This is a genomic window from Methylomarinum sp. Ch1-1, assembly GCF_030717995.2.
Classification (GTDB): domain Bacteria; phylum Pseudomonadota; class Gammaproteobacteria; order Methylococcales; family Methylomonadaceae; genus Methylomarinum; species Methylomarinum roseum.
This window is the reverse complement of the sequence record NZ_CP157743.1, coordinates 280,189-303,953: the sequence shown is the minus strand read 5'-3', so window position 1 is coordinate 303,953 and position 23,765 is coordinate 280,189. Positions and strand designations below refer to the sequence as shown.

Here is a 23,765-nt window from a genome sequence, read left to right as displayed (position 1 = left end):
CATGTACAACAAATATGTCGTTAAGGATTCGTTGGCGGAAAACCGGGTTTTTTTAAGCCGTGTCGTCGCCACATTCGCCTTCATTCTGTTGTTAACATTGGGGCTGGTGGCCAGACTGATTTATCTGCAAGTCGTCGGGCACGAACATTATGCGATGCTGGCCAAGGATAACCGCATCAAGATTGCTCCACTGCCGCCGACCCGAGGCATACTCTATGATCGCCACGGTAGGATTTTGGCGGAAAACCTGCCTTCCTATAGCCTGGAGCTGATTCCAGAACAAATTAAAGATCTCGACGAAACGTTGGCAAGGTTGCAGCAACTGCTGGATATTCCCGATGAGCAGATAGAGCAATATCAAAAACAAAGCGAGCGACGAAAGTCTTTTAGCAGCACGCCGTTATTGCTGCGTATGAGCGACGAGGAAGTCGCGAAGTTTGCCGCGGTCAGGCCCTATTTTCCGGGCGTCGATATCCATGCGCGTTTAGTGCGTTATTACCCCTATGGAGAATTGACCGCCCACGTGGTCGGTTATGTCGGCCGTATCAATGAGCGGGAGCTGAAATCGTTGCCGGTGTCCGAATACCGTGGAACGAATCATATCGGTAAGATTGGCATCGAAAAAACCTATGAAGACTATTTGCATGGCTCCACCGGTTATGCGGAGATCGAGACTAATGCCCAGGGACGAGCGGTCAATTCGGTCGATGCGGTCGATCCGGTGCCGGGCTCCAATATTTATCTAACGCTGGATATCGATTTGCAAAAAACCGCGTATGACGCGCTCGGCGACTATAACGGCGCGGCGGTGGCGATCGAGATCCAAACGGGAGACGTGTTGGTGTTCGCCAGCCGCCCGGGCTTCGATCCCAACCCTTTTGTCTATGGCATCAGCCGCAAAGCTTATCGGGCATTACAACAATCCGATGATCAGCCGCTATTCAATCGCGCCTTGCGTGGGCAATATCCGCCCGGTTCGACGATTAAGCCGTTTATCGGTCTGGCCGGACTGGAATACAATGCGACCGACTTTCAACATAAATTGTTCTGTCCCGGATATTATCAACTCCCTAATCTCAGTCATCGTTATCGCGACTGGAAAAGGTGGGGGCATGGTTGGATGGATTTGAAGGACGCGATCATTCAATCCTGTGACGTTTACTTTTACGATCTGGCTTTGACTCTGGGCATCGACAATATGCACGAGTTTCTGGATAAATTTGGCTTTGGCCGTAAGTCGGGCATCGACCTGGTCGGCGAACAGTCAGGATTGTTGCCTTCCAGGGAATGGAAAAGGGACAAACGCAACCAGCCTTGGTATCCCGGAGAAACGTTGATTACCGGCATCGGTCAGGGCTTCACGCAAGTGACGCCGCTGCAATTAGCCAGGGCCACGGCGACATTGGCTAATTATGGTAAAGTCGTCACTCCCTATCTGGTCGACCGGATTATCAGCAGCAACTATACTATTCCGGGCCCCGCGCAAAGCGGCAAAAAGATTAAGCTGAAGCGGCGCAATATCAATGACATCATGAAGGCGATGATCAGTGTCGTGCATGGCGCGCGCGGCACGGCGAAAAGAATCGCCCAGGAGGATTATCAAATTGCTGGCAAGACGGGAACCGCGCAGGTTTTCAGCGTGAAGCAGGAAGAAAAGTACGACGAAGAGGAAATTGAATTCAAATTACGCGATCACGCCTTGTTTATCGCCTTCGCACCGGCCCATGATCCCAAGATTGCGGTCGCTGTGGTCGTCGAAAATGGCGGTCATGGCGGCTCGGTCGCCGCGCCGATCGCGGGCGAGATCATCACGCAGTACCTAGGTGAAGTAAAGGAGGGGGGCGACGATGAAGAATGAAACGCGCGGCGAACAGTTCATGCCGCCTTCGTTATTGGGCAACTTACTGAGAAAACTGCATATCGACATTCCTTTGTTCATCGCCTTGTTGCTGATATGCGCGCTGAGCTTTTTGGTGTTATATAGCGCCGGCGGTCAGGAACCGGCGATTTTGACTCGCCAGGCTGCGAGGATGGGGATTGCGTTCGCCTTCATGACGGTGCTGGCCCATGTCAATCCCTATCAGTTCAAGCGTCACTCGGCATTATTGTTTGTCATCGGCGTGTTGTTACTGATCGCGGTGCTGGTGATGGGCGAAATAGGCAAAGGCGCACAGCGCTGGCTGGATCTAGGCTTTTTCCGCTTTCAGCCATCGGAAATGATTAAAATTACCACGCCGATGGTGATCGCGTGGTATCTGTCCGAATTTCCGCTGCCGCCCAAGCGTAAGCAGCTAATTTTTTCCGGCGTGTTGATACTGATTCCGACACTGTTGATCGCCAAGCAGCCGGATCTAGGGACTTCGATCCTGGTCGCCAGTTCCGGGGCCGCCGTTTTGTTTTTTGCCGGACTGTCCTGGCGCTTCATGTTGTCGACCGTCGTGGCCTTGGCGGCGTTGACGCCGGTTTTGTGGCATTTTATGCGTGATTATCAGCGCGGCAGGGTACTGACGTTGCTGAATCCCGAGGCCGACCCGATGGGGCGAGGCTACCATATTATTCAGTCTAAAATCGCGATCGGCTCGGGCGGCTTACACGGCAAGGGCTGGTTGGGCAGCACCCAGGCCAAACTGGATTTTCTGCCGGAAAGTTCCACCGATTTTATTTTTGCCGTTTTCGCCGAGGAATTCGGCCTGTCCGGATGTCTCGGCTTGTTGATACTCTATTTGCTGATTATCAGTCGCTGTCTTTATATCGCGGTGCAGGCGCAGGATACCTACAGTCGTTTATTGGCGGGCAGTTTAACCTTTACGTTTTTTGTCTATGTGTTTGTCAATATCGGCATGGTCATCGGCATTCTGCCGGTCGTCGGCGTGCCTTTGCCATTGATTAGTTATGGCGGCACATCGATGGTGACATTGATGGCCGGCTTCGGTATCTTGATGTCCATACACACCCACAGAAAATTCTTACCTACCTAGTCGAAATGAAAAGCAGAAAAACCTTCACCGCGTTAGCCTATGCCTTATTGTTGTCGCTGGCCGTGCCAGGATATGGGGCGATCGAGGACAGCGACTTGCTGAACGATTTTGTCAACAACATGGCTACCAAACACCAGTTCGATGCAGCGGAATTGAAACAACTGTTTCAGTCGGTCGAGATTAAGCAAAATATCGTGGAGACGATATCTTCGCCGGCGGAGGCGATGCCTTGGTATCGATACCGTAAAATCTTTATGACCGATTCGCGTGTTAATGAAGGCTTAAGATTCTGGCAGGAGAATGAAGCGGTATTGGCCCGTGTCGAACAGCAATATGGCGTACCGGCCGAGATTATTACCGCGGTCATCGGGGTCGAAACCCGTTACGGCGCTCATACCGGGACTTACCGGGTCATCGATGCGCTGGCGACCCTGGCTTTTGCCTATCCCAAGCGCAGCCCATTTTTTACCAGCGAACTGGAGCATTTCTTGCTGCTGTGTCGGGAGGAGCAATTGAACCCGCTAGAGCCGTTAGGGTCTTACGCGGGGGCGATGGGAATGCCCCAGTTCATGCCTAGCAGTTACCGGGCTTATGCAGCGGATTTCGATCGGGATGAAAAACGCGACATCTGGCATAACGAGGCCGATGTGATCGCCAGCGTCGCCAATTATTTTGCCCGTCACCATTGGCAAAAAGGCGCCGCGATCGCCTTTCCCGTGACTGCGGAAGGCGAAGCTTATCAGCACGGTTTGAGTAAAGGCTTGCAACCTGATGTCAGCGTCGCTAAATTAAAGCAATGGCAGGTGACTGTTCCGGAACAGCTAGAGCCAGACGAAACGGTTAAATTGCTGGAATTCGAACAGGAGCAAGATCATCAGTTGTGGGCGGGCTTGCATAATTTTTATGTCATTACCCGTTATAACCACAGTCCCTTGTATGCAATGGCGGTTTACCAGTTGAGCCTAGCCATCGCTGATAAGAAAAAAACGAACGATGAACAATAAAGTATTTTTGCCGGTACTGTTTTTGCTCAGCGCTTGCACGATAGACCCATCCGTCAAGGACAGCGCTCCGGCTGTCGTGCCGATCGATGTCATGGCGGTGCCGGACGCCGTGCCGCGCCATGAAAAACGCACTCGGGCAGGCAATCCCGGCATCTATGAAGTGCTGGGTCAGCGTTATCAGGTGTTGGCCGACAGTAAGGGCTATCGTCAGCGTGGTATTGCCTCTTGGTACGGCACCAAGTTTCATGGCAAAAAAACCTCCAATGGTGAAGTCTATGACATGTATGCGATGACGGCCGCCCATAAAACCTTGCCAATCCCCAGTTATGTTCGGGTGACTAATCTGCGCAACCGGCGCAGTGTCGTCGTGCGCATCAATGATCGTGGTCCGTTTCATGAAAACCGAATCATCGATTTGTCCTATACCGCGGCGGTCAAATTGGGCATACAGCAAGCCGGCACTGGTTTTGTCGAGGTTCAGACGCTGGAGCCTGGGGAGCAGCCCGCCAAGCTCGCGGTGCAACAGCCTAAGACGAGTGACGATGCTAAGCTGTATTTACAGGTCGGCGCGTTCAGTAATGAGTTCAATGCCCACCAATTAAAACAAAAAGTTGCCGCGATACCATTGGCGGCTACGCGCTTGAAAGTCGCTCAACACCAAGGCGATACCTTGTACAAGGTGCAGGTGGGGCCGGTCTCGTCGGTGGAACTGGCTGATCGCTTAAATGAGCAGTTGGCGGCGATAGGCGTGATCGGCAGCACCCTGGTTAGTGACAATTGAATGTCCGTTTCTAGCGCTTCCTATGCGAAACTGACTGACGGCAGTGATACAATAAACCCGTTTTCCTAGAGCTATTCCTAACGATGACTATGATTAATTTTTTCCGTAAAACCGCTGTCTTGTTTATCGGACTTGTGTTGGCAAGCTGGTTGCCAACGACGCTTGCGGCCAGCAAGATACTGATTCCTGCGGCGCCCCGAGTGGCCGCCAGCAGTTATTTCCTGATGGATTTTAACAGTGGTCGGGTATTGGTGGAAAAAAATGCCGATAAAAAACTGCCGCCCGCCAGTCTAACTAAAATAATGACGGTTTATGTGGTATTCCGTGAATTAAGCAATGGTCACTTGACGCTGGACGAAAAAGTGACGATCAGTAAAAAAGCCTGGCAGACGCCCGGCTCCAGAATGTTTATCGAAGTCAACAAACAAGTGGCCATCAAAGATCTGTTGAAAGGGGTGATCATTCAATCCGGAAACGATGCCAGCGTCGCCTTGGCCGAGCATGTGGCCGGAGATGAATCCACGTTTGCGGCGCTGATGAATCAGCATGCTCAGCGACTGGGTATGACCAACACCCATTTTGAGAACAGCATGGGCTTGCCGCATGACAATCACTATACCACCGCCCGCGATTTGGCCAAATTGACTCAGGCGCTGATTCGTGAATTCCCTGATTATTATAAATGGGATGCGGAAAAGGAATTTACCTATAACAATATTACCCAGCACAATCGCAACAAATTGCTGTGGCGCGATGAGTCGGTCGATGGCGTCAAGACTGGCTATACCGAGGAGGCCGGCTATTGCATGGTGGCCTCGGCCAGGCGCAATGATATGCGATTGATTTCGGTGGTGATGGGCACGGCCAGCGAAAACGCCCGGGCCAATGAAAGCCAGACACTGCTGAATTACGGCTTTCGTTTTTTTGAGACGCATAAACTCTATGACGCCATGGCGTCGTTAACGGAAGCCCGAGTGTGGAAAGGGGACAGCAAAAAATTGCAGTTAGGTTTGCCCAACGACCTCTTCGTCACCATTCCGCGCCGCCACTTTAATGACCTGAAAGCGGAAACCCAGGTTGATAACCGCATCACCGCGCCGGTTAAAGAAGGGGAGGCCGTCGGGACGCTGAATGTCACGTTGGCCGGTGATGTAATCATCAATAAGCCTTTGATCGCCTTGACTACGGTGGCCAAGGGTAGCTTAATTCAGCGTCTCTATGATGAGGCGTTATTGCTGATGGAGCATTAATGGAGCATAAGGTTTATTTGAACGGCGAATATCTGCCACTGTCTAAAGCCAGGGTATCGGTTTTAGACCGCGGTTTTTTGTTCGGCGATGGCGTTTACGAGGTGATCCCCGCCTATCATGGCAAGTTGTTTCGCCTGGAGGCGCACCTGCAACGCTTGGAGAACAGCCTGAGCAATATTCGGTTGGGCTTGTCATACAGTGTGGAGAAATGGCGGGAAATCTTGCTGCCCTTGGTGGATGAGACCAAGGACCAGTATATTTATTTGCAGATCACTCGCGGCGTCGCGCCTAAGCGGGATCATGCTTTTCCGACCAGCGCCGTGCCCACCGTCTTTGCGATGTGTTCCGATATTCAGTACTTTGAAGGTCGGGAGGTCGGCGTCAAGGCGGTGACGATGGATGACAATCGTTGGGAAATGTGCCATGTCAAGGCGACGACCTTGCTGGCCAACATCCTGCTTAGGCAGCAGGCCATAGAGCAAGGCTGCGCCGAGGCTATCCTGGTCAAGAACGGCTATGTCACCGAAGGCGCCGCCAGCAATCTGTTCGTGGTGATTGACGGGGAGTTGATGACGCCAGCCAAAAGCGCCGATATCCTGCCCGGCATCACCCGGGATGTCATCATCGAATTGGCGCAGGCCAATGACATCAAAGTCAACGAGAATGTCATTTCCTTGGAGGCGCTGCAAGCCGCAGACGAGATCTGGGTGACCAGCTCCACCCGAGAAATCATTCCGGTGGTCGAGCTCGATGGTCAGCCCGTCGCCGATGGTCACCCTGGTCCGCTATGGCGGAAAATTAATGAACTTTTTCAACAGTATAAACAGTCCGTATCATGAGCGAACAAGAAACGCTTTTAGAATTTCCCTGTCAATTTCCGGTTAAGGCGATGGGGAAAAGCAGCGCCCATTTTGACGTCACTGTCGTCGAAATCGTGCGCCGCCATGTCAGTGATATCAGGGAAGGGGCCGTCACCAGCAAACCCAGTAGGGGCGGCAAGTATACCTCGGTGACCGTAGTCGTCGATGCAAGCAACAGAGCACAGCTGGACGCCATCTACCAGGATTTGACCGATCATCCCGAAGTGTTAATGGCGCTATAAGCGATTGTCGCGCAACGACATCGATTGTTTGGATCGGTAAAAAGAAGGGGGGGGGCGATGCTGAAAAAATTACTAGCGGCATGTTTAGTGGGCCATGCGGCACTCGCCGTCGCCGATAGCGAACAGCTGATCGGAGAAAGCCGGCAGATGATCAAGGCATACGCCGAGCGCTTACAAATGGAGTTGCAGCTCAGTTTAAAAGAAGAAGGCGCGCTTGCGGCGATCGAGCACTGTCATGGTGTGGCGCCGGATATCGATCGTGAATTGGATCATGACCCTGACTGGGGGATCGGACGCACCGCGTTGCGCATCCGCAATCCGCAAAACCGTCCGGATGATTGGGAGCGTTCGGTGTTGCAGCAGTTTCAACGGCGTCAGCAACAAGGCGAGGCGATCACCGACCTGGAATATGCTCAAATCGTCGAGCGCAACGGACAACGCTATTTTCGTTATATGAAAGCAATTCCAACCCAAGCGCTGTGTTTGACCTGTCATGGCGAGCAATTGAATGAACAACTTACCGACAAGATTGAGCGACTTTATCCGCAAGACCGGGCGACCGGTTTCGCCATCGGCGACATAAGAGGCGCCTTCACGATCAGCCGCAGACTGGATTGATGCAGACCGTCCTAAACAATTTGGGTAGGCAGGATTATTTGACTGTCTGGCGGCAAATGCAGCGGTTCACCGAGAGTAGAACGGCGGAGACGGCCGATCAAATTTGGTTGGTCGAACACCCGCCGGTCTATACCCTGGGCTTGAACGGCAAGCGTGAGCATCTGATCTGTCCTAACGAGATACCGGTGGTCGAATGCGACCGCGGCGGCCAGGTGACTTATCACGGTCCGGGGCAGTTAATCGTCTATTTGTTGACCGACCTAAGGCGGCTGAAACTGGGACCACGGCAACTGGTCAGCATCCTGGAAAATGCGATGATTCATGCCCTGGAGCAATACGGCATTCAGGCGGCGGCGAAAGCCGAAGCGCCGGGCGTTTATGTCGGCGAGAAAAAAATCGGGTCGGTGGGGCTGCGCATTAAAAACGGTTGCAGTTACCATGGTCTGAGCCTTAACAATCAGATGGATTTGACGCCGTTTCAGTATATCAACCCTTGCGGTTATGCCGGTCTTGCCGTGACTCAGCTGGCCGATCAAGGCGTCGATATTTTTACTCATGAACTGGCAGTGCCGGTTGTTCACGACATCATCAAGGCTATCGAAACATGAAGCTGAATGCACCCTCAAGATCGACCCCCGAAACCCATCAGCGCAACGCCGATAAATTGGCGAGAATCCCGGTCAAGGTCGAAAAACCGGATACCCTGCTGCGCAAACCGGAGTGGATACGCATACGGGTGCCGTCCGGCGACAAGGTCGCGAAAATCAAGCGCTCGCTGCGAGAAAACAGCCTGCATACGGTCTGCGAGGAAGCCGCCTGCCCCAATCTGGGCGAATGTTTCAGTCATGGCACCGCGACTTTCATGATCATGGGCGATTTATGCACTCGCCGTTGTCCGTTCTGCGATGTCGCTCATGGCCGGCCGCAGGCGCTGGATCGTGATGAACCGGTTCACCTTGCCAACACCGTCGCGCAGATGGCGCTGAACTATGTCGTGATCACCTCGGTCAACCGCGATGACCTGAAGGACGGCGGCGCCGGCCATTTCGCCGCTTGCATCGAGGCGATACGGCAACAGACGCCGACGACCAAGATCGAGGTGTTGGTCCCCGATTTTCGCGGTCGTCAGCAAATTGCGTTGGATATATTGGCTGAGCAGCCTTGTGACGTATTCAACCACAACCTGGAAACGGTGCCGCGGCTCTATCGCCAGGCCAGGCCGGGCGCCGATTATCAAGAATCATTGCGATTGCTGCAAGGGTTCAAGGAAAAACAGCCGCAGATCCCGACTAAATCGGGCTTGATGGTCGGTATCGGCGAAAGCGAAGCCGAGGTGATCGAGGTGATGAAGGATTTGCTGACACATGGCTGCAGCATGCTGACGATAGGCCAATATCTGCAGCCGAGTCAGGACCATTTGCCGGTGCAGGAATTCATCACGCCGGCGCAGTTCGAGCGCTACGCGGAAATCGCCAAGGAGCTGGGCTTTCAACAAGTCGCCAGCGCGCCGCTGGTGCGCTCCTCCTATCATGCCGACTTGCAGGCCAGGAATATCGTCGGCTCTTAATCGCCCACCGGTGTCATTCGGGAAATATGTTCGGGGCATCTCCTGGCAGCCATGGCGCGTATTTGTTCATGACGCTGACGAATAAAGCGGAATCCAGGGACGTAGGGCGTTTTCGCGCTAGCAAAACGCCTATGTTTTCCGAAGTCTTGGCGGATTGCCTGTCGGCGAATCCGCCTTACGGGTTTCGGCTCTCTCGACCGGCCCGGTTTTCTAGCGGTCACTCTTCTCTTGGTTATCGCTACAATTTACGGGGCAAATCGCTCGATGCCTACCACCCACCCGCCAAGAAATTCGCGGTAATGAGGTGGTTGCTCATCTGTTACAACGTAATTCTATCGAGTAAATTTTACTCTGACCCCAAATATCCCTCTAAGACGGGGAGCGTGTCGGTCATATGCTAATTGGCAGATTCTGGTTTCAGCCAGTTGATTTCCTGTGCGGTTTTTTCACCGATGATGCATTGCTTTAAACTGTCGGCCATGCGCGAGCTGTTGTTGGACAGGGGAATGCGGGCGGCCATGATTTCGGCGCGCGATTGTGGATAAAGCGGTTGGTGTTCGGGACCGGCATAGCCGTGCGGAAAGATAGGTTCGCCGTTTTTATCGTATTTATCGGTGGCGCCGACGGTATGCAGCAGTTCATGGGCGATGACAATGTTGTTTTGTGCTTGTTGACGCTCCGACGCGAAGGCATGAACGATCGCTAATAGCCCCTTATCCAAGCCTAGCGAATGCTGTAGTTTTTTCTCCGGCTGTACTTCATGATAATGGGTGAAAATGCGGATACGCCGCAAATTCGATTCATCGTCGGGGGTGTGGCGGTAAGCCCAGTAGCGGAATCTCAGTCCCCACCAGGCGATGGCGAGGATATTGGCGTCCGGTTTCGGTGATACCGGAGGATGTTCGTTCAGTTTCGGACCCAGGCTGATCTTGATTGGGGGCGAGGCGCTGACGTTGTAATATTCGCCTTCGCGGCGGAAAAACTCATCGATCTCGGCAAAAACCTCATCGTCCAGCGAGTCGATATAGCGTTCGATCAACGGGCTGCCTTCACCGTTGATCGGATAAACGACGGCTTCCAGCGGTTCGCTCCAGGACCGTGATTTAAGTCTTTGAGTCTTGCTATAAAAAGCCACGCCGACAAAAATCAACAGCAGCAGGGTGATGCGAACAACCCGAAACCAGGGCATTATTCGCTCATGCGCAGCGTGACTTCTTGAACCTGCTTATCGACAATGTTGAAGCCGCGCATTTCCAATATCCCCTTGGTGTTCAGCGAAATCACCAAGTATATCGCCTCGGGATAATTCGCCATGTCGATGTCGGTCGCCGAAGGCTCGGCAGGGGCGTGGGGATGCGAATGATAAATGGCGAACAAGTCCTCGCCATTCTCGCGCATTTGAGCGACCGCGGCGATATGCTGCTGCGGATCCAGCTCGAATCGACTGTCCGGTCGGGCGGCAATGTTGTCTATCGGATAGCAGCGGGTCGGTTGGCCGTCACGAGCGCCGATCAGTCCGCAGATTTCCGCCTCGGGGGAGATCTGCGCCAAGTGCAGCAATTCGGTCGTCAGTTTTCTCGATAACTGAATTTCATGTCTTTTCATCATTAAGGGTTCCATATCCCGGTGGTGACTCTGGGGTTGCCGGACAAGTCGGCGGCGGTGCTGACCTGCTGGTAATGGCAGGTCTTGAAAATGGCTTGAACCGCCTGTTGTTGATTATAGCCGTGTTCGAGCAATAAATGGCCACAGGCGTTCAAATGCTGGCTGGCCTGTTCGGCCAGGATTCTGATATCGCGCAGGCCTTGTTCGGCCGCAATCAGCGCCTCGTCCGGTTCGTGTCTGACGTCGCCCCGATCGAGGTGCGGATCTTCGGCGGCAATATAGGGCGGGTTGCTGATCACCAAATCAAAGTCGGAATCGGTGATGGCGCTGAACCAGTCGGACTCCACAAAGCGAATGTTGTCGACCCGATGACGTTGCGCATTGTCCTTGGCGATCTTCAGGGCGGCCGCGCTGCGGTCGGTCGCGGTCACTTGCGCCAACGGCCTTTCCGCAGCCAGCGTGACCGCGATGATGCCGGAACCGGTGCCCAGGTCGATCAGCTTGATGGCCCGGTCGGCAGGCATCAGCCTAAGACTCAGCTCTATCAGTAACTCGGTGTCGGGTCTTGGGATCAGCACTTCCGGCGAGACTTTAAACTCCCTGGACCAGAATTCCCGGCTGCCGGTGATATAGGCGATCGGCAGGCCTTGCAGGCGTTGCGCCAATGCCGTTTGAAAGGCTGCTAGCGCAGCTTGGTCCAGCCGTTTTTCCGGCCAGGCGCGGAGGAAGGTGCGGGGCTTGTTTAGGCATAGGCACAACAGGATTTCGGCGTCCAGCAGCGGCGAATCGGAAACGGCCGCCAGCTTTTCCTCGGCGGCCACCAGTAGCGATTGAATATCGGCGTCAGTCATTACTCAATTGGGTCAGCAGTTCCGCCTGATGTTCATGAATCAGTGGCTGGATCACATGCTCTAAACCGCCTTGCATGATTTCTTCCAGTTTATACAGGGTTAGGTTGATTCTGTGGTCGGTCATTCGTCCCTGTGGGTAATTGTAGGTTCGGATGCGCTCGGAACGGTCGCCGCTGCCGACTTGCAACTTGCGGTTTTGCGCCTGTTCGGATTGGAGTTTTTCCTGTTCGGCGGCTAATAAACGCGATTGCAGCAACGACATCGCGCGGGCCCGGTTCTTGTGCTGCGAGCGCTCATCCTGGCATTCGACGACGACGCCGGTCGGCAGATGGGTGATGCGAATGGCCGAATCGGTTTTGTTGACATGCTGTCCGCCGGCGCCGGAAGCGCGAAAGGTATCGACTTTCAAATCGGCCGGATTGATGTCGATTTCCTCGACGCCCTCGACTTCCGGCATCACTGCGACGGTGCAGGCCGACGTGTGGACGCGGCCCTGGGATTCGGTTTCCGGCACCCGCTGCACGCGATGGGCGCCGGATTCAAACTTTAGTTGTGAATAGACGTTCTGGCCGCTGACGCGTAGGATGATTTCTTTATAACCGCCGTGGTCGCCGCGGTTTTCGGCAATGATCTCGATTTGCCAGCCCTGTTTTTCGGCATAGCGTTGATACATCTTGGCCAGGTCGCCGGAAAAAATCGCCGCCTCGTCGCCGCCGGTGCCGGCGCGAATTTCCAGGAATATGTTGCGATTGTCGTTGGGGTCTTTGGGCAGCAGCAAGATCTGTAACTGGTGTTCCAGTGCCTCTTTTTGCTGTTCTGCTTGTTCGATTTCCTCCTGCGCCATGGCGCGCAGCTCAGGATCGGAGTCCTTGACCATGTCTCGCGCCCCTTCCAGGTTGTGTTCATTTTCCAGATATTTTTGATAACAGCCGACAATCGGGTCTATTTGCGCGTATTCCTGACTGAGCGAGCGAAACTTGTTCTGGTCGGCCTGAACCTCGGGCTGAGCCAGTAATGCCGCGATTTCATCAAAACGTTCGCTCAGATTGTCCAGTTTGAGTTTTATAGAAGCTTTCATTGAATGATTGTTACAATTTGAAAAGTTCCCGGGCGGCGGCAATCAAGTCCGGCCTTTCGTTGGCGCCGGCCTCTCTTAATTGGGTGCTGGGGGTGTGAATCAGTTTATTGGTCAATGTATGCGCCAGCCGGTTGAGCACTTGCTCCGCATCCGCTCCGTTGCGAAGTTGGTTTAAGGCCTTTTGCAGCACTTCGTCCCGGGCCAGTTCGGCTTGGCTGCGGTAATCGCGGATGGTCGTTTGCGCCCCTTGCGCGCGCATCCAGGCGAGAAAGTGTTCGACCTCGGTGTCGATGATTTCTTCTGCCTGCTCGGCGGCGCGGCGGCGCGAGTCCATGTTTTCGTTGATGGTGTTTTGTAAATCATCAACGCTGTATAAATAGACGTCGTTCAGCTGCTCGACTTCGGATTCTATATCCCGGGGCACGGCCAAGTCGACCATAAACATCGGTTTGTGTCTGCGTTTTTTGATCGCACTTTCGACCATGCCCTTGCCGAGGATCGGCAGTTGGCTGGCCGTCGATGACACGACGATATCGGCTTCCGCCAGATGCGAGGGCAGTTCGGACAAGGCGATCGCATAACCGTCGAATTGGCTGGCTAAGGCATGGGCCTTGTCGAAGGTGCGATTAGCGATGACGATGCGGCCGATGCCGTGTTGGTGCAGATGGCGGGCGGTCAGTTCGATGGTTTCTCCGGCGCCGATCAATAATGCGGTTTGTTCGCTGAGTTTGTCGAAAATCTGCTGCGCTAATTGGACCGCGGCGAATGCCACCGACACCGGACTGGAGCCGATCGCGGTGTCGGTGCGGACTTTCTTGGCCGCAGAAAATGTATGCTGAAATAATTTGCCCAAGTTTTTGCCCAGGGTTCCGGCCTCGTTGGCCGCCTGGTAGGCGGTCTTCATCTGGCCGAGAATCTGCGGCTCTCCTAACACCATCGAGTCCAAGCCACAGGCGACCCGGAACATATGGCGGATGGACTGGCTGTTCTTATGGCTGTAAAGAAACGGTCTGAAATCAGCTGGCTTGAGTTTTTTTTGCTCTGCAATCCAGTTGATCAAGGGCTCCTGATTGTCCGAGTCGGTATGGTAATAGAATTCGGTGCGATTGCAGGTGGATAGAATCGCCGCCTCGGATATCGCTTGTTGATTCCACAGACTTTTCAATGCTGAGCCTAGAATTTCAGCAGGGAATGCCAGGCGCTCACGAATGGCGACCGGCGCTGTGTTGTAATTGATCCCTACCGCAATAAATGTCATTGACTGTTAAACAAAGTATAATAAAACTCGCATATTCTAAGGAATATAATGGGTTTGTCCAAATGGAATCAATCATCAGTCTGAAACAAAACGTTTTTCTGCTACTCTATAGCAGTTATTTTTCAAAACCAGGTGGTTTGTGTCGATGAAAAAATGGATAGAAATAATAATGGCCTGTGCGCTGACGGGATGCGCCGCTTCTTCCGAGCAACCCCCCGGCCAAGAGGCCGCGCCGGTGGTCGAAAAGCAATCGCCGGCGGCAGAGGAGGCTGAGCGGGAGACGGCGATAGATCCTAAGGTTCTCTATTTGTTGATGGCGGCGGAATTGGCCGGTCAACGCAATCAGTATGACGTGGCGCTAGACGGGTATCTGCAGGCGGCCGAGCTGACGGATGATTCGCGTGTCGCGGAGCGAGCGGCGAAAATAGGCTTGTTCGTAAAGGATGAGAGGCGGACCGAGGAGGCGGTTAATTTATGGTTGGAAAGAGATAAGGAAAATTTGACCGCCAGAAAGATCGCCATTTTATCGGCATTGCGCAGGGCCAATAAAGCGGAAGCGGTCGATCATTTAAATGCCTTGTTGGCGTTGGATCCGGGCGGTTTCGAGTCGACCTTGGTTGAAATGATCAAGCTGATGGAGAAGGACGGCAAGGACGACTTCATTTATGGTGTGCTGGAAGAGCTTGCCGTACAGCATCCTGATCAGGCGGAGATCTATTTTGTGCAGGCCTTGCTGGCCTCGAAAATGCAGCAATATCCACAGGCCCTGCAGAAAAACAGTCGAGCCTTGGCGCTGCAGTCGGATTGGCATAAGGCATTGTTGCTGCAGGCGCAGTTGTCCAGTCAGACGGGTGACTTGGAGGCGGCGAGAGGCTATTTGGAACAGGCGCTGGAACAAACCCCGGAGGATGAGCGCATCAGGAAAATGCTGGCGCAGGTGTTGGTGGAGAGCAAGGCCTATGATGATGCGGTGGATCTGTATCGGGAGGTGCTCGATGATAAGCCCGATGACGGTGAAAGCCAGTTTGCCATTGCGCTGATTTATTTGCAGCAGCAGGAGCTTGGTCAAGCGGAAAACTACCTGGAAAAGTTGCTGCATGATCCGGCCTGGGAGGCCCAGGCCAGCTTTTATCTGGGGCGCATCGCCTATAATCGGGAGAAATACGACAAGGCGCTGGTTTGGTTTGATAAGGTGAGCCAAGGGCCCCTAGCGTTCAATGCGAAGATGGCGGCGGTGTCATTGCTGTTGAGTCAAAAGCGTTACGATGAGGCGGCCGAGCGTATCGGCGCGATGGAAACGAAATATCCTCGTCAACGAGTGAGAATTTTGCTGGTCAAGGCCGAGCTGTATAGCGAGACCGGTCAATATCAGCAGGCGTTTGATATCTTGACCGATGCCTTACAGTCTTATCCCGACAGTAGGGAGCTGTTATACACCCGGGCGTTGATTGCCGAACAGCTCGATAAGCTGGATGTGTTGGAAGCCGATTTGCTGAAGATACTGGCGCAAAACCCAGATGATGCCGGCGCCTTGAACGCCCTCGGCTATACCTTGGTGGACAGAACCGAGCGTTATCAAGAGGCGGAAGCCTATTTACAAAAGGCGTTGCGTTTGCAGCCGGACGAGGCGGTCATCATTGACAGTTACGGCTGGCTGCAATTTAAGCTGGGCCATACCGATGAGGCGTTGCGGTATTTGCAGCGCGCCTATGACCTGCAGCCGGAAAATGAGATTGCTGCGCATCTGGCGGAGCTTTTATGGGTGACCGGAGAAAAAGAAAAGGCCCGACGCTTGATCGAAGAGGCGCTGGAGAAAACGCCGGAGGATCGTTATTTATTGGATTTTAAAAAACGTTTTTTACAGAGTGATGAATGAGGTATAGTGCGTCGCGGCTATTAGTTATGGCGCTGTTGCTGGGCGGCTGTGCGCAACAGCACATCGTCGAGACCGGCGGGGCTTATCAAATGCGGCAAATGCAGCATTGGTATGAGCAAGAGAGCTGGCAGTTCGCCGGGCGACTAGGGGTCGTTGCCGAGCAGGATTCGTTTTCGGCTGATATCGATTGGCGTCACGAGCGGTCCAGCGACGTCATAGAAATGGCGGGGCCGTTTGGGCAGGGGCGGCTGCGATTGGTCGTGACCCAGCGCGAGGTTGTCGTCGATGACGGCGATCAGGTTCGCATCTATCGGCAGGCTGCCGAACGAGTCATGGCCAAGCACTTCGGGGTGGAAATTCCGGTTCAGGCCTTCAGATACTGGATGTTGGGTTTGGTGGAGCCGGGCGTGGCCTATCAAGAAAGTGAGCAGGGCTTTATTCAGCATGGCTGGCGGGTCAGGTATCGGCAGATGCAGGTGTTTGGCGAGTATTCGCTGCCCCATAAGATCAATTTGGAAAAGGCGGCCACCAAGGTTAAATTAATTGTAGATCAATGGAAAATGTCGTGACAGAAGCGCGGGCAGCGAATGCGCTGTGGAAAGAAAAATGGCCGGCGCCGGCTAAGTTGAATTTGATGCTGAGGATTACCGGGCGTAGGGATGACGGTTATCATTTGTTGCAAACGGTCTTCCAGATGCTCGATTTATGTGACTGGTTGACTTTTCATCCGTTGGAGCAGGATCGTGTCTGTCTGCAAGAACCGATACCGGGGGTTGCGGAAGCCGATGACTTGACGGTGCGTGCGGCGAACTTATTAAAGGAAATAAGCGGATGCCGGCAAGGTGTTCGTATCGAGGTGGAAAAAAATTTACCGATGGGCGGCGGTCTGGGCGGAGGCAGTTCCGATGCGGCTACGACCCTGGTGGTTTTGAATCAGTTATGGAGCTTGGGGTTGTCTACCGAAGAGTTGATGAGGCTCGGCTTGCGCTTAGGCGCCGATGTGCCCGTTTTTGTCTTTGGTTGCGCCGCTTGGGGAGAGGGTGTCGGTGAGGAGTTGCAAGAGATTGTCGTTCCAGAACAATGGGTTGTTGTTATAAAACCGAATGTTCATGTCGATACCGGGAAAATTTTTACACACGAAGGCTTGACAAGAGATAGTAAAGCGATCAAAATAGCGGACTTTCTTGCAGGGGATCAGCGGAACGATTGTTTCGAAGTGGTCTGCAAGTTATATCGGTCTGTAGAAAAAGCATGGGAAGCTTTGTCCGGTTACGCCGAGGCAAGGTTGACCGGGACAGGCGCCTGTGTATTTGCGCAGTTTGCATCGGAGCGGGAGGCTCGGCAAGCGTATGCGGAATTACAAGGCGATTGGCAGGTTTATTTGGCCAAGGGTCAAAATAGGTCGCCACTGTATCAAAAGCTTAGTCACTATTAAAGGCTGAATTCAATTTTTTGGGCTGTCGCCAAGCGGTAAGGCACGGGGTTTTGATCCCCGCATACCCAGGTTCGAATCCTGGCAGCCCAGCCATTTTATCTCCATGAATAAAATCTCTTTAGGAGTGCTTTAATGAGTGATGCCTCGATGATGGTATTCTCGGGTAATGCTAATAAGGCTTTATCTGAAGGTATTGTCAGGAAGCTAAATTTGCGCCTTGGGATGGCGACGGTGGGTCGCTTTAGTGATGGAGAGATAGTCGTTGAGATCGAGGAAAATGTACGGGGTCGGGATGTGTTTGTTATTCAGCCGACCTGCTCGCCAACGAACGAAAATTTGATGGAACTGCTGGTGATGATCGATGCTTTAAAGAGAGCGTCGGCGTCACGGATAACGGCGGTTATTCCCTATTATGGTTACGCCAGGCAGGATCGGCGATCTAGGTCGGCCCGGGTGCCGATTACCGCGAGATTGGTGGCGGATATGATCGCCAATGCGGGAGCCGATAGGGTGTTGACGGTTGATCTGCATGCTGATCAGATTCAAGGTTTTTTTGCGATACCGGTTGATAATGTTTATGCTTCGCCTATTTTATTGGGCGATGTATGGCGTCAAAAATATGATGATTTGATCGTGGTCTCTCCGGATGTTGGCGGGGTGGTCAGGGCTAGGGCTTTGGCGAAGCGGTTGGATGATGCGGATCTCGCGATCATAGATAAGCGTCGTCCTCGTGCTAATGTTTCTGAGATTATGCATATCATTGGCGATGTTGAGGGGCGGACCTGTGTCATGATCGATGACTTGGTCGATACGGCCGGGACATTGTGTCATGCGGCGGAGGCGTTGAAGGATCATGGCGCGCTTAGGGTTGTTGCCTACTGCACGCATCCGGTATTGTCCGGGGCGGCGGCGGATAACGTAAGCAGTTCGGTGTTGGATGAGTTGGTGGTAACCGACACGATACCGTTGACCGAAGAATTGCAGCAGATAGGTAAAATTAGGCAGTTAAGTATAGCCGAGATGTTGGCTGAAACGATTAGGCGAATAGCGGTCGGCGAATCTGTCAGTTCGCTGTATGTAGATTAACAAATGAAAGTAGCGCTTGTGGGAGCAAGCTTTGGAGAAAGAGATGTCTAACGTATTTGAATTTGTCGCAGAAACTCGCGATATGTCAGGTAAAAATGCAGCGAAAGCGGCTCGCCGTGAGGGCAAGGTGCCTGCGGTAATATACGGTGGAGAAAGTGCTCCTGAAATGTTGGTGTTGGAGCATAACGAGATTCTAAAGCATCTTGATCATGAGGCGGTTTACTCGCACATTCTCGATGTTAAGGTCGACGGTAAAACTCAAAAGGCGTTGTTGAAAGATATTCAGCGCCATCCGGCTAAGCCGCAAGTGTTGCATATGGATTTCATGAGAGTGGATGAATCTCATCAAGTTAAAATGCATGTGCCGCTGCATTTCATTAACGAAGAGACTTGTGTCGGCGTTAAGACGGGTGGCGTGGTGACTCATGCAATGGTGGATGTTGAGGTTTCTTGTATGCCGTCGGCATTGCCGGAATATCTTGAGGTCGATCTCGCTGATGTCGAGTTGGGTGCTGTTGTCCATATGTCTGATATCAAGTTGCCGGCTGGCGTGGAGATTCCAGAGCTGGCGCACGGCGAAGATCATGATCATCCGATTGCTCAGGTCGTGAAGACTCGTGGCGCCGGAGAAGAAGCTGAGGCTGCTGAAGAAGAAGGTGCGGCCGAATAATAAATGATCAGGTTGATCGTTGGTCTGGGTAATCCTGGCCGAAAATATGAGAAAACCCGGCATAACGTCGGGTTTTTGTTTTTGGAACGTTTGGCTGGGGTCGGCGTCTGGTCAAATGAGGCGAGGTTTCAGGGCTTGCTGGCTTCTTGCCGATTGGGTGCGCATCAGGTGGTGTTGTTGAAGCCACAAACCTATATGAATAATAGTGGCGCTTCCGTGGGTAAGGTGGCTCGCTATTATAAGATTGCGCCGGAAGAAATCCTGGTCGTGCATGATGAGTTGGATTTTGATGAGGGAGTCATCAGGGTCAAGAAGGGCGGCGGTCATGCCGGGCATAATGGTTTGCGCGATATTGTCGCTCATCTCGGTAGTCGCGATTTTATGCGCTTAAGGGTGGGGATAGGTCGTCCGCCCGTGGGGCAAGCGGTTTCTGATTATGTGTTGTCGAGGCCTACGTCAGAGGGTTGCGCCCGTATCGAGCGCGCATTCGATGAGGTTGAGAGCCTGATCGGCTCTGTCGTAGACGGCGACATCGACTTGGTTATGCGTGAGTTGCATGGCTGATGGCGATATTTGCAATATTGGCTTGCGCTAGTAAGTTCAATTCTGTATGATGATCAGCTCTGTCAGGGTTTGGCAGAGTTTGATGAGAAAAAATCAAAAAAAAGTTGACTATTATGTTTTTTGCCTTCATAATGGCCAGCTTTCCGGTTCAGGAGGGGTTCCCGAGTGGCCAAAGGGATCAGACTGTAAATCTGACGGTTCTACCTTCGGAGGTTCGAATCCTCCCCCCTCCACCATCCCCAATTTGGAATACCGCGGGTGTAGTTCAATGGTAGAACTCCAGCCTTCCAAGCTGATTACGTGGGTTCGATTCCCATCACCCGCTCCATTCGCAAATCCGGTTAAAGCTCATATAGCTCAGTAGGTAGAGCACTTCCTTGGTAAGGAAGAGGTCACCGGTTCAAATCCGGTTATGAGCTCCAGTTGTTAAGTATAGATAGTGTTTGCTAGTAAGGTTTTTTAAGATGGCTAAAGAAAAATTTGAAAGAACGAAACCGCACGTAAACGTAGGAACCATTGGCCACGTTGACCACGGTAAAACAACATTAACAGCGGCGTTAACTAAGGTAATGGCTGAATTGCGAGGCGGCGAAGCCAGAGCCTTCGATCAGATCGATAACGCACCGGAAGAACGTGAGCGCGGTATCACCATCGCGACGTCACACGTAGAATATGAGTCAGAAACGCGTCACTATGCGCACGTCGACTGCCCAGGTCACGCCGACTATGTTAAAAACATGATTACCGGTGCGGCGCAGATGGACGGCGCGATCCTGGTGTGTTCGGCGGCTGACGGTCCGATGCCACAAACTCGTGAGCACATCCTGCTGTCTAGACAGGTCGGCGTCCCATACATCGTTGTGTTTTTGAATAAAGCCGATATGGTCGATGATGAAGAATTGATCGAATTGGTGGAAATGGAAGTTCGTGAATTGCTGGATGCTTATGAATTCCCAGGCGACGATACGCCTATCATCGTGGGTTCTGCGCTGAAAGCGTTGGAAGGCGATACTAGCGAAATCGGTGTACCTGCCGTGGTGAAACTGGTTGAAGCGCTGGATAGTTACATTCCGGAGCCTAAACGTGCAGTAGACGGTCCATTCCTGATGCCTATCGAAGACGTGTTCTCGATCTCCGGTCGCGGCACCGTAGTCACGGGTCGTGTCGAGCGCGGCGTAATCAAGGTCGGTGAAGAAATCGAGATCGTCGGCATTAAGGAAACGACTAAAACCACGTGTACGGGCGTGGAAATGTTCCGCAAGCTGCTGGATCAAGGTGAAGCGGGCGACAACGTCGGTGTCCTGTTGCGCGGCACCAAGCGTGACGAAGTCGAGCGTGGTCAGGTATTGGCGCACGTTGGCACCATCACTCCACATACGCATTTCAAAGCAGAAATCTATGTACTGTCTAAAGACGAAGGCGGTCGCCATACGCCTTTCTTCAACGGTTACCGTCCGCAGTTCTACTTCAGAACGACTGACGTGACCGGTGCGGTTGAATTGCCGGAAGGCGTGGAAATGGTGATGCCGGGCGACAACGTGACCGTTGAAGTTAAACTGATTGCGCCAATTGCGATGAACGATGGTCTGCGTTTCGCGGTCCGTGAAGGTGGTCGTACCGTCGGTGCGGGTGTTGTTGCTTCAATTATTGAATAATTAAAAGGGCTGGTGTATAATCACCAGCTCAACCAGGTTTTCTGAATAGGTCAGTAGTTCAATTGGTAGAGCAGCGGTCTCCAAAACCGCAAGTTGGGGGTTCGAGTCCCTCCTGGCCTGCCATTCAGAGGATTGTCTTAAATACACTTCATGTTGGTCTAAATGAACGCACAGGCACAAGAAGCGACCTCGATAGTTGATATCGTCAAGCATTTCTTTTCGGTAGTCATTGTTATCGCCGGGATAACCGCTTTTTATCATTTCTCGGAATTTATGTTGCTTTATCGGGTGTTAGGCCTGGTTGCAATTGTTATAGTCGCTCTGGGTTTGCTTTTAACGACGGCGTTAGGGCGAAATGTGTGGGGCTTTGCGCTAGAGTCTAAGCAGGAAGTTAGAAAGGTTGTTTGGCCAACTCGTGAAGAGACGATACGGACGACTTTGCTGGTTTTTGGCATGGTGTTTGTCGTGGGTTTGGTGCTGTGGTTGCTCGACATGTTCTTGTTCTGGGGTGTTCGTCTCCTGACAGGTCAGGGGGGTTAGGGCATGGCGCTTCGTTGGTATGTGGTTCATGCTTATTCGAATTTCGAGAACAAGGTAAAGCAGGCTTTAGAAGAAAGGATAGAAAGGGAGGGTCTGCAGAAGTATTTTGGAAAAATACTGGTTCCAACCGAAGAGGTTGTTGAGATGCGGATGGGGCAACAACGGAAAAGCGAAAGAAAGTTTTTTCCCGGCTATGTTTTGGTTCAAATGGAGTTGACTGATGAAACTTGGCATTTGGTGCGAAATGTGCCAAGGGTTTTGGGTTTTATCGGTGGTACGTCGGATCGTCCGGCGCCTATATCGGAAAAAGAAGCTAATTCTATCCTGAATAGGGTGGAAGAGGGTGTTAACAAGCCTAGGCCTAAGGTGTTGTTTGAGGCGGGTGAGGTTGTCAGGATTATAGATGGGCCGTTTAAGGACTTTAACGGCAATATCGAAGAAGTCAATTACGAAAAGAGTCGCCTGAGGGTTTCGGTTCTGATTTTTGGTCGTTCGACCCCGGTGGAGCTGGAATTTGGTCAGGTTGAGAAAATATAAGATTGACTAAATTAAGTTTGTACGAATCCCTGTCCATAAGGTGGCGGGGATTTTTGTTTGTAAGGGGAGCTGAAATGCGTCTGAACCCAATTGGAGTAAATAATGGCAAAAAAAATTGAAGCGTATATTAAGCTGCAAATTAAAGCCGGCGAGGCAAATCCAAGTCCTCCGGTAGGTCCTGCGCTGGGTCAGCGCGGCGTCAACATCATGGAGTTTTGTAAGGCGTTTAACGCCAAGACACAGGATGTGGAAAAAGGCCTGCCGATTCCCGTCGTGATCACCGTTTATAATGATAAGAGCTTTACTTTTATCACTAAAACACCTCCTGCGTCAATCTTGTTGATGAAGGCGGCCGGGATTAAAAAAGGCAGCAGCACTCCGAATTCCGCTAAGGTTGGCAGCGTCACGCGTGCGCAGTTGGAAGAAATCGCTAACACCAAAATGGAAGACCTGAATGCTGCAGATTTAGAGGCGGCAGTCAGGATCATTGAGGGTAGTGCGAGAAGCATGGGGCTGACAGTGGAGGGAGCATAATGGCTAAATTAAGCAAGAAAGCTAAATTAATACAGGCGAAAGTCGACAAGACTCAGCAATACAGCATCTCTGAAGCCGTTGCCTTATTGAAGGAATTCGCCAATAGCAAGTTTGATGAAGCGATCGATGTCAGTGTGAACCTGGGGGTTGATCCAAGAAAATCAGACCAGAATGTGCGCGGCGCCTCGGTGCTGCCAAACGGAACCGGTAAAACGGTTCGTGTCGCTGTGTTTACCCAGGGACCTAATGCCGACGCCGCAAAAGAAGCGGGCGCCGATATCGTAGGCATGGAAGATCTGGCGGATCAGGTTAAGAAGGGTGAGATGGACTTTGATGTCGTCATTGCTTCTCCTGATGCGATGCGTGTCGTCGGTCAATTGGGTCAGATCTTGGGGCCTAGAGGCTTGATGCCTAACCCTAAAGTCGGCACGGTAACGCCTGATGTGGCGACTGCGGTCACCAATGCCAAGTCCGGTCAGGTCAGATATCGCGCAGATAAAGCCGGTATCGTGCATTGTTCCATCGGTAAGGTTTCGTTCGATGAAACTGCGCTTGTACAAAATCTGGAATATCTGGTCGCCGACTTGAAAAAAGCCAAGCCAGCAGCGGCAAAAGGCGTGTATTTTAAAAAGATTTCACTGTCATCAACCATGGGTCCAGGCCTGTGTATTGATCAGAACAGCATTCAAATCTGATTATCAAGAAACTTTGGGTTGCCGGTATTCTGGCAACCGTCAAAGACCGTAGGGGCAAATGCTTAATAGCCTACGCAGACG

At 52.5% G+C, this 23,765-nt stretch carries 26 protein-coding genes and 5 tRNA genes; 26 read left to right on the top strand and 5 right to left on the bottom strand.

Annotated features, from left to right (window positions below; genetic code table 11):
• Nucleotide 1 precedes the first annotated feature (1 nt).
• The 10 genes from mrdA to lipA all read left to right on the top strand — a co-directional run bounded on the left by mrdA (nt 2) and on the right by lipA (nt 9,300).
• Entirely contained in the window at nt 2–1,858 is a 1,857-nt protein-coding gene (gene mrdA, locus Q9L42_RS01810) for a penicillin-binding protein 2 (protein WP_349431790.1), read from the top strand.
• Nucleotides 1,848–2,978 (top strand): rod shape-determining protein RodA, encoded by a 1,131-nt coding sequence (rodA, locus tag Q9L42_RS01805; RefSeq protein WP_305910117.1) that lies wholly within the window; start codon nt 1,848–1,850, stop codon nt 2,976–2,978. Before mrdA ends, rodA begins: the two co-directional genes overlap by 11 nt.
• A gap of 5 nt (nt 2,979–2,983) precedes the next feature.
• Nucleotides 2,984–3,982, top strand: a complete 999-nt coding sequence (gene mltB, locus Q9L42_RS01800) for a lytic murein transglycosylase B (RefSeq protein WP_349431789.1) — start codon at nt 2,984–2,986, stop codon at nt 3,980–3,982.
• Nucleotides 3,972–4,763 (top strand): septal ring lytic transglycosylase RlpA family protein, encoded by a 792-nt coding sequence (locus Q9L42_RS01795; RefSeq protein WP_349431788.1) that lies wholly within the window; start codon nt 3,972–3,974, stop codon nt 4,761–4,763. The genes mltB and Q9L42_RS01795 overlap by 11 nt, the downstream gene beginning before the upstream one ends.
• Nucleotides 4,764–4,852: 89 nt before the next feature.
• Nucleotides 4,853–6,013 (top strand): D-alanyl-D-alanine carboxypeptidase family protein, encoded by a 1,161-nt coding sequence (locus tag Q9L42_RS01790; protein WP_305906346.1) that lies wholly within the window; start codon nt 4,853–4,855, stop codon nt 6,011–6,013.
• Nucleotides 6,013–6,852, top strand: a complete 840-nt coding sequence (locus Q9L42_RS01785; protein ID WP_305906347.1) for a D-amino acid aminotransferase — start codon at nt 6,013–6,015, stop codon at nt 6,850–6,852. Before Q9L42_RS01790 ends, Q9L42_RS01785 begins: the two co-directional genes overlap by 1 nt.
• The gene (locus Q9L42_RS01780; RefSeq protein ID WP_305906348.1) at nt 6,849–7,115 is read left to right on the top strand and encodes a YbeD family protein; all 267 of its coding nucleotides are present in this window, start codon (nt 6,849–6,851) and stop codon (nt 7,113–7,115) included. Before Q9L42_RS01785 ends, Q9L42_RS01780 begins: the two co-directional genes overlap by 4 nt.
• A 57-nt stretch (nt 7,116–7,172) precedes the next feature.
• The gene (locus Q9L42_RS01775) at nt 7,173–7,733 is read left to right on the top strand and encodes a Tll0287-like domain-containing protein (RefSeq protein ID WP_305906349.1); all 561 of its coding nucleotides are present in this window, start codon (nt 7,173–7,175) and stop codon (nt 7,731–7,733) included.
• Nucleotides 7,733–8,341, top strand: a complete 609-nt coding sequence (gene lipB, locus Q9L42_RS01770) for a lipoyl(octanoyl) transferase LipB (protein WP_349431787.1) — start codon at nt 7,733–7,735, stop codon at nt 8,339–8,341. Before Q9L42_RS01775 ends, lipB begins: the two co-directional genes overlap by 1 nt.
• A complete protein-coding gene (lipA, locus tag Q9L42_RS01765; protein WP_305906350.1) occupies nt 8,338–9,300 on the top strand; it encodes a lipoyl synthase in 963 nt (320 codons plus the stop codon). The genes lipB and lipA overlap by 4 nt, the downstream gene beginning before the upstream one ends.
• Before the next feature lie 397 nt (nt 9,301–9,697).
• Here the strand turns inward: lipA and Q9L42_RS01760 are convergent, their stop codons facing one another.
• The 5 genes from Q9L42_RS01760 to hemA are packed head-to-tail and all read right to left on the bottom strand — an operon-like array spanning nt 9,698 to nt 14,092.
• Nucleotides 9,698–10,489, bottom strand: a complete 792-nt coding sequence (locus Q9L42_RS01760) for a hypothetical protein (RefSeq protein WP_305906351.1) — start codon at nt 10,487–10,489, stop codon at nt 9,698–9,700.
• A complete protein-coding gene (locus Q9L42_RS01755) occupies nt 10,489–10,905 on the bottom strand; it encodes a M67 family metallopeptidase (RefSeq protein WP_305910119.1) in 417 nt (138 codons plus the stop codon). The genes Q9L42_RS01760 and Q9L42_RS01755 overlap by 1 nt, the downstream gene beginning before the upstream one ends.
• A gap of 2 nt (nt 10,906–10,907) precedes the next feature.
• Nucleotides 10,908–11,756 carry a peptide chain release factor N(5)-glutamine methyltransferase gene (gene prmC / locus Q9L42_RS01750; RefSeq protein WP_349431786.1) on the bottom strand — a complete coding sequence of 283 codons (849 nt, stop codon included), beginning with the start codon at nt 11,754–11,756 and terminating at the stop codon, nt 10,908–10,910.
• Nucleotides 11,749–12,834 (bottom strand): peptide chain release factor 1, encoded by a 1,086-nt coding sequence (gene prfA / locus Q9L42_RS01745; RefSeq protein WP_305906352.1) that lies wholly within the window; start codon nt 12,832–12,834, stop codon nt 11,749–11,751. The genes prmC and prfA overlap by 8 nt, the downstream gene beginning before the upstream one ends.
• Nucleotides 12,835–12,844: 10 nt before the next feature.
• Nucleotides 12,845–14,092: a glutamyl-tRNA reductase gene (gene hemA, locus Q9L42_RS01740; RefSeq protein ID WP_349431785.1), complete on the bottom strand. Its 1,248-nt coding sequence runs from the start codon at nt 14,090–14,092 to the stop codon at nt 12,845–12,847.
• A gap of 145 nt (nt 14,093–14,237) precedes the next feature.
• On the opposite strand from hemA, the gene Q9L42_RS01735 reads away from it, so the two are divergent.
• The 16 genes from Q9L42_RS01735 to rplA all read left to right on the top strand — a co-directional run bounded on the left by Q9L42_RS01735 (nt 14,238) and on the right by rplA (nt 23,684).
• Nucleotides 14,238–15,968: a tetratricopeptide repeat protein gene (locus Q9L42_RS01735; RefSeq protein WP_349431784.1), complete on the top strand. Its 1,731-nt coding sequence runs from the start codon at nt 14,238–14,240 to the stop codon at nt 15,966–15,968.
• Nucleotides 15,965–16,537 carry a lipoprotein insertase outer membrane protein LolB gene (gene lolB, locus Q9L42_RS01730; protein ID WP_349431783.1) on the top strand — a complete coding sequence of 191 codons (573 nt, stop codon included), beginning with the start codon at nt 15,965–15,967 and terminating at the stop codon, nt 16,535–16,537. Before Q9L42_RS01735 ends, lolB begins: the two co-directional genes overlap by 4 nt.
• A complete protein-coding gene (gene ispE / locus Q9L42_RS01725; RefSeq protein WP_349431782.1) occupies nt 16,522–17,403 on the top strand; it encodes a 4-(cytidine 5'-diphospho)-2-C-methyl-D-erythritol kinase in 882 nt (293 codons plus the stop codon). Before lolB ends, ispE begins: the two co-directional genes overlap by 16 nt.
• A gap of 18 nt (nt 17,404–17,421) precedes the next feature.
• Nucleotides 17,422–17,496, top strand: a tRNA-Gln gene (locus tag Q9L42_RS01720).
• A 39-nt stretch (nt 17,497–17,535) separates the two neighbouring features.
• Nucleotides 17,536–18,489, top strand: a complete 954-nt coding sequence (locus tag Q9L42_RS01715) for a ribose-phosphate diphosphokinase (RefSeq protein WP_305906356.1) — start codon at nt 17,536–17,538, stop codon at nt 18,487–18,489.
• A 43-nt stretch (nt 18,490–18,532) separates the two neighbouring features.
• Nucleotides 18,533–19,159 (top strand): 50S ribosomal protein L25/general stress protein Ctc, encoded by a 627-nt coding sequence (locus Q9L42_RS01710; RefSeq protein WP_305906357.1) that lies wholly within the window; start codon nt 18,533–18,535, stop codon nt 19,157–19,159.
• Nucleotides 19,160–19,162: 3 nt separating this feature from the next.
• Nucleotides 19,163–19,723: an aminoacyl-tRNA hydrolase gene (gene pth, locus Q9L42_RS01705; protein ID WP_305906358.1), complete on the top strand. Its 561-nt coding sequence runs from the start codon at nt 19,163–19,165 to the stop codon at nt 19,721–19,723.
• A 151-nt stretch (nt 19,724–19,874) separates the two neighbouring features.
• A tRNA-Tyr gene (locus tag Q9L42_RS01700) sits at nt 19,875–19,959 on the top strand.
• Between the two features lie 18 nt (nt 19,960–19,977).
• Nucleotides 19,978–20,051 (top strand) — tRNA-Gly (locus tag Q9L42_RS01695).
• Between the two features lie 18 nt (nt 20,052–20,069).
• Nucleotides 20,070–20,145 (top strand) — tRNA-Thr (locus Q9L42_RS01690).
• A gap of 42 nt (nt 20,146–20,187) precedes the next feature.
• Nucleotides 20,188–21,378, top strand: a complete 1,191-nt coding sequence (tuf, locus tag Q9L42_RS01685; protein WP_305906359.1) for an elongation factor Tu — start codon at nt 20,188–20,190, stop codon at nt 21,376–21,378.
• 47 nt (nt 21,379–21,425) lie between these two features.
• Nucleotides 21,426–21,501: transfer RNA gene (locus Q9L42_RS01680), tRNA-Trp, on the top strand.
• 39 nt (nt 21,502–21,540) lie between these two features.
• Nucleotides 21,541–21,918, top strand: coding sequence for a preprotein translocase subunit SecE (gene secE / locus Q9L42_RS01675; protein ID WP_349431781.1), 378 nt, complete (start codon nt 21,541–21,543; stop codon nt 21,916–21,918).
• Nucleotides 21,919–21,921: 3 nt separating this feature from the next.
• Entirely contained in the window at nt 21,922–22,455 is a 534-nt protein-coding gene (gene nusG / locus Q9L42_RS01670; RefSeq protein ID WP_305906361.1) for a transcription termination/antitermination protein NusG, read from the top strand.
• Between the two features lie 102 nt (nt 22,456–22,557).
• Entirely contained in the window at nt 22,558–22,989 is a 432-nt protein-coding gene (rplK, locus tag Q9L42_RS01665; protein WP_349431780.1) for a 50S ribosomal protein L11, read from the top strand.
• Nucleotides 22,989–23,684 carry a 50S ribosomal protein L1 gene (rplA, locus tag Q9L42_RS01660; RefSeq protein WP_305906363.1) on the top strand — a complete coding sequence of 232 codons (696 nt, stop codon included), beginning with the start codon at nt 22,989–22,991 and terminating at the stop codon, nt 23,682–23,684. Before rplK ends, rplA begins: the two co-directional genes overlap by 1 nt.
• Nucleotides 23,685–23,765: the final 81 nt, after the last annotated feature.

Coding starts and splice junctions, on each gene's coding strand:
- mrdA (WP_349431790.1), top strand. CDS start 2: ATGTACAACAAATATGTCGTTAAGGATTCGTTGGCGGAAAACCGGGTT.
- rodA (WP_305910117.1), top strand. CDS start 1,848: ATGAAGAATGAAACGCGCGGCGAACAGTTCATGCCGCCTTCGTTATTG.
- mltB (WP_349431789.1), top strand. CDS start 2,984: ATGAAAAGCAGAAAAACCTTCACCGCGTTAGCCTATGCCTTATTGTTG.
- Q9L42_RS01795 (WP_349431788.1), top strand. CDS start 3,972: ATGAACAATAAAGTATTTTTGCCGGTACTGTTTTTGCTCAGCGCTTGC.
- Q9L42_RS01790 (WP_305906346.1), top strand. CDS start 4,853: ATGATTAATTTTTTCCGTAAAACCGCTGTCTTGTTTATCGGACTTGTG.
- Q9L42_RS01785 (WP_305906347.1), top strand. CDS start 6,013: ATGGAGCATAAGGTTTATTTGAACGGCGAATATCTGCCACTGTCTAAA.
- Q9L42_RS01780 (WP_305906348.1), top strand. CDS start 6,849: ATGAGCGAACAAGAAACGCTTTTAGAATTTCCCTGTCAATTTCCGGTT.
- Q9L42_RS01775 (WP_305906349.1), top strand. CDS start 7,173: ATGCTGAAAAAATTACTAGCGGCATGTTTAGTGGGCCATGCGGCACTC.
- lipB (WP_349431787.1), top strand. CDS start 7,733: ATGCAGACCGTCCTAAACAATTTGGGTAGGCAGGATTATTTGACTGTC.
- lipA (WP_305906350.1), top strand. CDS start 8,338: ATGAAGCTGAATGCACCCTCAAGATCGACCCCCGAAACCCATCAGCGC.
- Q9L42_RS01760 (WP_305906351.1), bottom strand. CDS start 10,489: ATGCCCTGGTTTCGGGTTGTTCGCATCACCCTGCTGCTGTTGATTTTT.
- Q9L42_RS01755 (WP_305910119.1), bottom strand. CDS start 10,905: ATGAAAAGACATGAAATTCAGTTATCGAGAAAACTGACGACCGAATTG.
- prmC (WP_349431786.1), bottom strand. CDS start 11,756: ATGACTGACGCCGATATTCAATCGCTACTGGTGGCCGCCGAGGAAAAG.
- prfA (WP_305906352.1), bottom strand. CDS start 12,834: ATGAAAGCTTCTATAAAACTCAAACTGGACAATCTGAGCGAACGTTTT.
- hemA (WP_349431785.1), bottom strand. CDS start 14,092: ATGACATTTATTGCGGTAGGGATCAATTACAACACAGCGCCGGTCGCC.
- Q9L42_RS01735 (WP_349431784.1), top strand. CDS start 14,238: ATGAAAAAATGGATAGAAATAATAATGGCCTGTGCGCTGACGGGATGC.
- lolB (WP_349431783.1), top strand. CDS start 15,965: ATGAGGTATAGTGCGTCGCGGCTATTAGTTATGGCGCTGTTGCTGGGC.
- ispE (WP_349431782.1), top strand. CDS start 16,522: ATGGAAAATGTCGTGACAGAAGCGCGGGCAGCGAATGCGCTGTGGAAA.
- Q9L42_RS01715 (WP_305906356.1), top strand. CDS start 17,536: ATGAGTGATGCCTCGATGATGGTATTCTCGGGTAATGCTAATAAGGCT.
- Q9L42_RS01710 (WP_305906357.1), top strand. CDS start 18,533: ATGTCTAACGTATTTGAATTTGTCGCAGAAACTCGCGATATGTCAGGT.
- pth (WP_305906358.1), top strand. CDS start 19,163: ATGATCAGGTTGATCGTTGGTCTGGGTAATCCTGGCCGAAAATATGAG.
- tuf (WP_305906359.1), top strand. CDS start 20,188: ATGGCTAAAGAAAAATTTGAAAGAACGAAACCGCACGTAAACGTAGGA.
- secE (WP_349431781.1), top strand. CDS start 21,541: ATGAACGCACAGGCACAAGAAGCGACCTCGATAGTTGATATCGTCAAG.
- nusG (WP_305906361.1), top strand. CDS start 21,922: ATGGCGCTTCGTTGGTATGTGGTTCATGCTTATTCGAATTTCGAGAAC.
- rplK (WP_349431780.1), top strand. CDS start 22,558: ATGGCAAAAAAAATTGAAGCGTATATTAAGCTGCAAATTAAAGCCGGC.
- rplA (WP_305906363.1), top strand. CDS start 22,989: ATGGCTAAATTAAGCAAGAAAGCTAAATTAATACAGGCGAAAGTCGAC.